Source organism: Variovorax sp. 20P10.2.4 (assembly GCF_058244205.1).
Window position 1 is genome coordinate 1 of sequence record NZ_JBZAYE010000513.1, and the last position, 5,434, is coordinate 5,434.

Sequence of the window (5,434 nt, forward strand, 5' to 3'; positions counted from 1 at the left end):
GCCGCCGCCGCCCACGCTCACGAGCACGGCATCGGGCAGGCCGCCCTGGGATTCGATCTCGCGGCCCAGGGTGCCGGCGCCGGCCACCACTTCGGGCTGGTCGTAGGCATGGGTCAGCAGGGCGCCGGTTTCGGCCTGGCGCGCCAGGCAGGCGGCCAGTGCATCGGGATAGAGCTGGCCGACCACCACCACCTCGGCGCCCAGCGCGCGCAGGCGCGCGCGCTTGGCCTCGGGCGAGACGCCGGGCAGGTAGACCTCGCAGCGCACGCCGAGCGCGCGCGCCGCGGCGGCGGTGGCGATGCCGGCATTGCCGCCCGAGGCGACGATCACGCCGCTCTCGGGAATGGCGTTGGCCAGCAGCCGGTTCATCATGCCGCGCGCCTTGAAGCTGCCGCTGACCTGCAGGTGCTCGAGCTTGAGCCAGACCTCGGCCCCGGGCGCCGCGACGCCGAGCGCCGCCGCGGGCAGCTTCCACAGCGGGGTCTGGCGCAGGAAGTGGCCCGAGCGTTCGTTCAGGCGTTGCCAGGCGCTATCGATTTCAGAGCGCCATTCGGTGATTGCAGCAGCGGTCAAGAGATGTGTCCAGGAGGAGGAATGTCGGCCAGCTTGAGGCCCTTGGGCAGCGGGAACTTGATGGTTTCCTCGATGCCGTCCATCTTGCGCACCGAGACCGCGCCGAACGCGCGCACGCGCTCGATCACCTCGCGCACCAGCACCTCGGGCGCCGAGGCGCCGGCGGTCAGGCCGATGCGGGTCTTGCCCTCGAACCATTCGGGCTGGAGCTCGTCGGCCGAATCGACCATGTAGCTCTCGGTGCCCAGGCGCTGGGCCAGCTCGCGCAGGCGGTTGCTGTTGGAGCTGGTGGGGCTGCCGACCACGATCACGAGGTCGACCTGCGGGCTCATGATCTTCACCGCGTCCTGGCGGTTCTGGGTCGCGTAGCAGATGTCCTGCTGCTTGGGCTCGCGCACGGCCGGAAAGCGTGCGCGCACCGCGGCGGCGATCTCGGCCGCGTCGTCCACGCTCAGCGTGGTCTGCGTGACCACCGCGAGCTTCTCGGTCTGGCCCGGCGCGACGCGCGCCACGTCTTCCACGTCTTCCACCAGGTGGATGCCGCTCGAGAGCTGGCCCATCGTGCCCTCGACCTCGGGATGCCCCTTGTGGCCGATCATGATGAACTCGTAGCCTTCCTTGGCGAGCTTGGCGACCTCGACGTGCACCTTGGTCACCAGCGGGCAGGTGGCGTCGAAGATCTCGAAGCCGCGGTCGCGCGCCTCCTGCTCCACCGCCTTGCTCACGCCGTGCGCGCTGAACACCAGCGTGGCGCCGGGCGGCACGTCCGACAGCTCCTCGATGAAGATCGCGCCCTTGGACTTGAGCTCGTTGACCACGTAGGTGTTGTGCACGATCTCGTGGCGCACGTAGATCGGCGCGCCGAACTTGGCGATGGCGCGCTCGACGATCTCGATCGCGCGGTCCACGCCGGCGCAAAAGCCGCGCGGCTCGGCGAGGATGACTTCCTCGATGCCCTCGTTCATCGTGCCTCCCCGGCCGCGGTGCCGCGCGCCATCACAACACCCCGATCAGTTGCACTTCGAAGGTCACGGGCTGGCCTGCGAGCGGATGGTTGAAATCGAAGCGCACGCCGGTCTCGTTGGACTCGATCACCGCGCCGGCATAGCTGCCGGTGCCGTCGGGCGTGGGGAACTGCACCACGTCGCCCACGGCGTACTGCTCGTCGGGGTCGCCGATCTGCGCCAGCAGCTTCTTCGCGACCCACTGCTGCATCTCGGGATTGCGCTCGCCGAAGGCCTCTCCGGCCGGCAGCTCGAAGGTGGCGTGGGCGCCCTCCTCGAGGCCCAGCAGGCGCTGCTCGACCGCGGGCGACAGCTCGCCGGTACCCAGCGACAGCGTGGCGGGCTTGTCGGCGAAGGTGTTGATGATGTCGCCCGCGGGCCCGGACAGCCGGTAGTGCAGGGTCAGGAAGGAGCCGGGGGTGACGACGTGGGGCGTTTGGGACATGGAGGCAGCAATGGTTGACAAAGACAAGACGGGTGTCCCGATAAACTGGGCTGCATTTTAAGGACGGGCGCTTCCACCCGCCCCGTTCAAGGTTTAGCAGGCTCTCCATGGCTTTCAAGGATCTCCCCGAACATGCCCGCCCGCGCGAGAAGCTCATCGCGCGCGGCGCCGCCGCGCTGGCCGACACCGAGCTGCTCGCGCTGCTGCTGCGCACCGGCGTGGCCGGCAAGAACGTGCTGCAGCTCGCGCAGGAGCTGCACGAGCGCTTCGGCGGCCTCGCGGGCCTGCTGCAGGCCAGCCCCGAGCAGTTGCGCGGCGTGCGCGGCATGGGCGGCGCCACCAAGCGCGCCGAGCTCATCGCGGTGCTCGAGCTCGCGCGCCGCGCCATGGCCGAGCAGCTCTCGCAGCGCACCGTGCTCGACGCGCCCGAGGCCGTGCGGCAGTACGTGCAGATGCACATCGGCACGCGGCCGCACGAGGTGTTCGCGGTGCTGTTCCTCGACGCGCAGCACCGGCTGATCGTGCTCGAGGAGCTGTTCCGCGGCACGCTGACCCAGACCAGCGTCTATCCGCGCGAGGTCGTGCTGCGCGCGCTGCACCACCATGCGGCCGCCGTGGTGCTGGCCCACAACCATCCGAGCGGCAGCATCGAGCCCTCGCGCGCCGACGAAGCCCTCACGCAGACGCTGCGCGCCGCGCTCTCGCTGGTCGACGTGCGCGTGCTCGACCACGTGATCGTGGGCGTGGGCCGCAGCTTCTCGATGGCCGAACAGGGGTTGCTCTGATGGCCGCCGCACGTCCGCCCTCCCCCGGCGCCGCGCCGGCGCCAGCGCCCAAGAGCCTGAAGAACCTGGCCGACCTCAAGCAGGTGCAGCGCCAGCTCGCCGAAACCCGCGAGCGCGAAGCGGCCGAGGCCGCCGCCCGTGCCGTGGCCGAGCGCAAGCGCGCGGCCGAAAAAGACCTGTTCGCGCGCGCCGTCGGCGCCACCGAGCCGCTGCGCCAGAAGACGCGCACCGTGCCGCTCGCGCCCGAGCCGCCGGCGCCGATCCCGGTGCAGCACCAGCTCGACGAGCAGCGCGTGCTGCGCGAATCGCTGTCCGACGAGTTCGACGTCACCACCTTGCTCGACGTCGACGACGCCATGAGCTTCCGCCGGCCCGGCATCGGCACCGACGTGACCGCGCGACTGCGCAAGGGCGACTGGACGATCCAGGCCCAGGTCGACCTGCACGGCCTGCGCAGCGACGAGGCGCGCGAGGCGCTCGGCGGCTTCATCCGCAACGCGCACAAGCAGGGCCTGCGCTGCGTGCGCGTGGTGCACGGCAAGGGCCTGGGCTCGCCGGGCAAGCAGCCGGTGCTCAAGACCAAGACGCAGCGCTGGCTGATCCAGAAGAACGAGGTGCTGGCCTTCGTGCAGGCCAAGCCGGCCGAGGGCGGGGCCGGGGCGCTGGTGGTGCTGCTGGCCCCCGTCAAGCGCTGAGCGGCTCCCTCCGGCAGGAGGAAGCCACCCCCCTCACTTGCTCAGATCGAGCTTGTAGACCGAGCGCCCCTTCCCGCTCCCATCGTCCGCCGTCAGCAGCGAGACGTTGTCCAACCCCGCCGCCGTCGCCGACGCGAGCTGGCCCTGCCCCGAGGTGAACACCACGTTGCCGGCCGTCGTGGCCTTGGTGAAGCGCCAGCTGCGCGCCGCACCATTGGCCGCGCGCGTGATGGTCTTCTTCGCCTTCACGTAGGCGATCAGCACGTCGCGGTTGGCATCGGGCGAGGCGTAGATCGTCGCGCGGCCGTCGAGCGCGGGGATGAAGCTCGCGCCGCTGGTGGCGCGGTAGTTGTTGGTGGCGATCACGAACTCCTTGGCCGGATCGATGGCCGCGCCCAGGTAGGTGAGGTTCCGGATGCGGCTGCCCACCTCCTGCGTCACGTCGATCTCGTACTGCACGTCGGGCGTGGTGAACATGTCGAAGTTGTAGCCCGGGAAGGTGCTGATCAGCTGCTGGTCGGCCGTGGCCGTGGTGCTGATCTTGTTGAAGCGCTTGGCCGCGGCCTCGAGCCAGGCCTTGATCTCGGCGCCCGTGACCTTCACCGCGTACACGGTGTTCGGGTACAGGTAGAGGTCGGCCGCGTTGAAGATCGCGAGGTTGCCCACGGCCACGTCGGTGTAGTCGCGGCCGCCCTCGTAGCCCGACTTGAAGGGCGCGCTGACCGACAGCACCGGCAGGCTCGCGTACTGCGGCAGGTTGGCCTGGATGTAGCTCTTCACGTAGTCGGCCTGGGCCTGGTTCACGATCTGGATCGCGCCCGGGTCGCCGACGTCGGCGAAGTAGGTGTTCATGCGGAAGTCGGTGCTGCCGATCGGCGTCTTCACGTAGTCGATCGCGGCCTGGTGCTGGGTCTCGATCAGCGGCGCGATGGCCGGGTCGGCATCGACGTAGACCGCCTTGCCCGCGTCGTCCTTGCCGGTCTGCGTGGAACGCGCCTCGACCGCAGTCTTGCTCTTGTCGATCACCCAGGCCTTGCCGTCCCACGACAGCTCGAGCTTGATCACGCCCAGCGCCTTGCCCCACGAGCTCGGCATCACGGCCGGCACGCCGTTCACGGTGCCGGCGGCGTTGTCCACGCCCGGCTGCTTGAAGCCGGGGTTGGCGCCGCGGTCGGGGAACACACCGTGCTGGTGGCCCATCAGCAGCGCGTCGATGCCCGGCACCTTCGACAGGTGCAGGCCCGGGTTCTCCATGGTCGGCGTGTAGGCCGCGGCGTCGAGGCCGCCGTGCTGCAGCGCGACCACGATGTCGGCGCCCTTGGCGCGCAGCTCGGGGATGTAGCGCGTGGCGGCTTCCACCGCGCCCTCGGTGCGCAGCTTGCCCTCGAGATAGCGCTTGTCCCAGTTCATGATGCCCGGCGTGGTGAAGCCGATCACGCCGACCTTCAACGGCACCGTCACGCGCGAACCGTCGGGCGCGGTGGCGGTGAAGCTCTTGTTGACGATGGTGTAGGGCGCGAGCAGCGGCTTGCCGCTCTTCACGCTCTGCACGTTGGCCAGCACCAGCGGGAAGTTCGGGCCGGCGCACTTCTTCGTGCCGTCCACGCCCTCGACGTCGAGGCCGCCGCCGATCGCCTGGTTGAGGAAGTCGAGGCCGTAGTTGAACTCGTGGTTGCCCAGCGTGCCGGCGTCGAAGCCGGCGGCGTTCATCGCCTTGTACATCGACAGCGGCTGGGTGCAGGGGATGCGGCTCACCAGCGCCTCGTAGTCGGCCAGCGCTGTGCCCTGGATGGTGTCGCCGTTGTCGAACAGCAGCGTGTTCGCGAACTCCTTGCGCGCGGCCGCGATCAGGGTGGCGGTGCGCTCGTAGCCATAGGACTTGTCCTCGGCGAGCTTGAAGTAGTCGTAGCTGCGCACGTTGAAGTGCAGGTC

Annotated in this window: 6 protein-coding genes; 2 read left to right on the forward strand and 4 right to left on the reverse strand. The window is 69.8% G+C overall.

The window, feature by feature from the left end:
• From AC27VN_RS31680 to AC27VN_RS31690, 3 genes are all read right to left on the reverse strand, one after another.
• Positions 1–558, reverse strand: a 558-nt coding sequence (locus tag AC27VN_RS31680; protein ID WP_490879125.1) for a pyridoxal-phosphate dependent enzyme, incomplete at its 3' end; no start/stop codon positions are given.
• Positions 559–569: 11 nt separating this feature from the next.
• The gene (ispH, locus tag AC27VN_RS31685; protein WP_093340807.1) at positions 570–1,538 is read right to left on the reverse strand and encodes a 4-hydroxy-3-methylbut-2-enyl diphosphate reductase; all 969 of its coding nucleotides are present in this window, start codon (positions 1,536–1,538) and stop codon (positions 570–572) included.
• 31 nt (positions 1,539–1,569) lie between these two features.
• The gene (locus tag AC27VN_RS31690) at positions 1,570–2,022 is read right to left on the reverse strand and encodes an FKBP-type peptidyl-prolyl cis-trans isomerase (RefSeq protein ID WP_093340809.1); all 453 of its coding nucleotides are present in this window, start codon (positions 2,020–2,022) and stop codon (positions 1,570–1,572) included.
• Positions 2,023–2,129: 107 nt separating this feature from the next.
• Here AC27VN_RS31690 and radC point away from each other — a divergent pair, with 107 nt between their 5' ends.
• The gene (gene radC, locus AC27VN_RS31695) at positions 2,130–2,807 is read left to right on the forward strand and encodes a RadC family protein (protein ID WP_208510969.1); all 678 of its coding nucleotides are present in this window, start codon (positions 2,130–2,132) and stop codon (positions 2,805–2,807) included.
• Positions 2,807–3,502 (forward strand): Smr/MutS family protein, encoded by a 696-nt coding sequence (locus AC27VN_RS31700; protein WP_296778747.1) that lies wholly within the window; start codon positions 2,807–2,809, stop codon positions 3,500–3,502. The genes radC and AC27VN_RS31700 overlap by 1 nt, the downstream gene beginning before the upstream one ends.
• Positions 3,503–3,535: 33 nt before the next feature.
• On the opposite strand, the gene AC27VN_RS31705 is transcribed toward AC27VN_RS31700, so the two are convergent.
• Positions 3,536–5,434, reverse strand: a 1,899-nt coding sequence (locus tag AC27VN_RS31705) for a bifunctional 2',3'-cyclic-nucleotide 2'-phosphodiesterase/3'-nucleotidase (protein WP_490879124.1), incomplete at its 5' end; no start/stop codon positions are given.

Bases quoted from the DNA above. Each gene is read 5' to 3' on its own strand.
- ispH (WP_093340807.1), bottom strand. From the start codon at position 1,538: ATGAACGAGGGCATCGAGGAAGTCATCCTCGCCGAGCCGCGCGGCTTT.
- AC27VN_RS31690 (WP_093340809.1), bottom strand. From the start codon at position 2,022: ATGTCCCAAACGCCCCACGTCGTCACCCCCGGCTCCTTCCTGACCCTG.
- radC (WP_208510969.1), top strand. From the start codon at position 2,130: ATGGCTTTCAAGGATCTCCCCGAACATGCCCGCCCGCGCGAGAAGCTC.
- AC27VN_RS31700 (WP_296778747.1), top strand. From the start codon at position 2,807: ATGGCCGCCGCACGTCCGCCCTCCCCCGGCGCCGCGCCGGCGCCAGCG.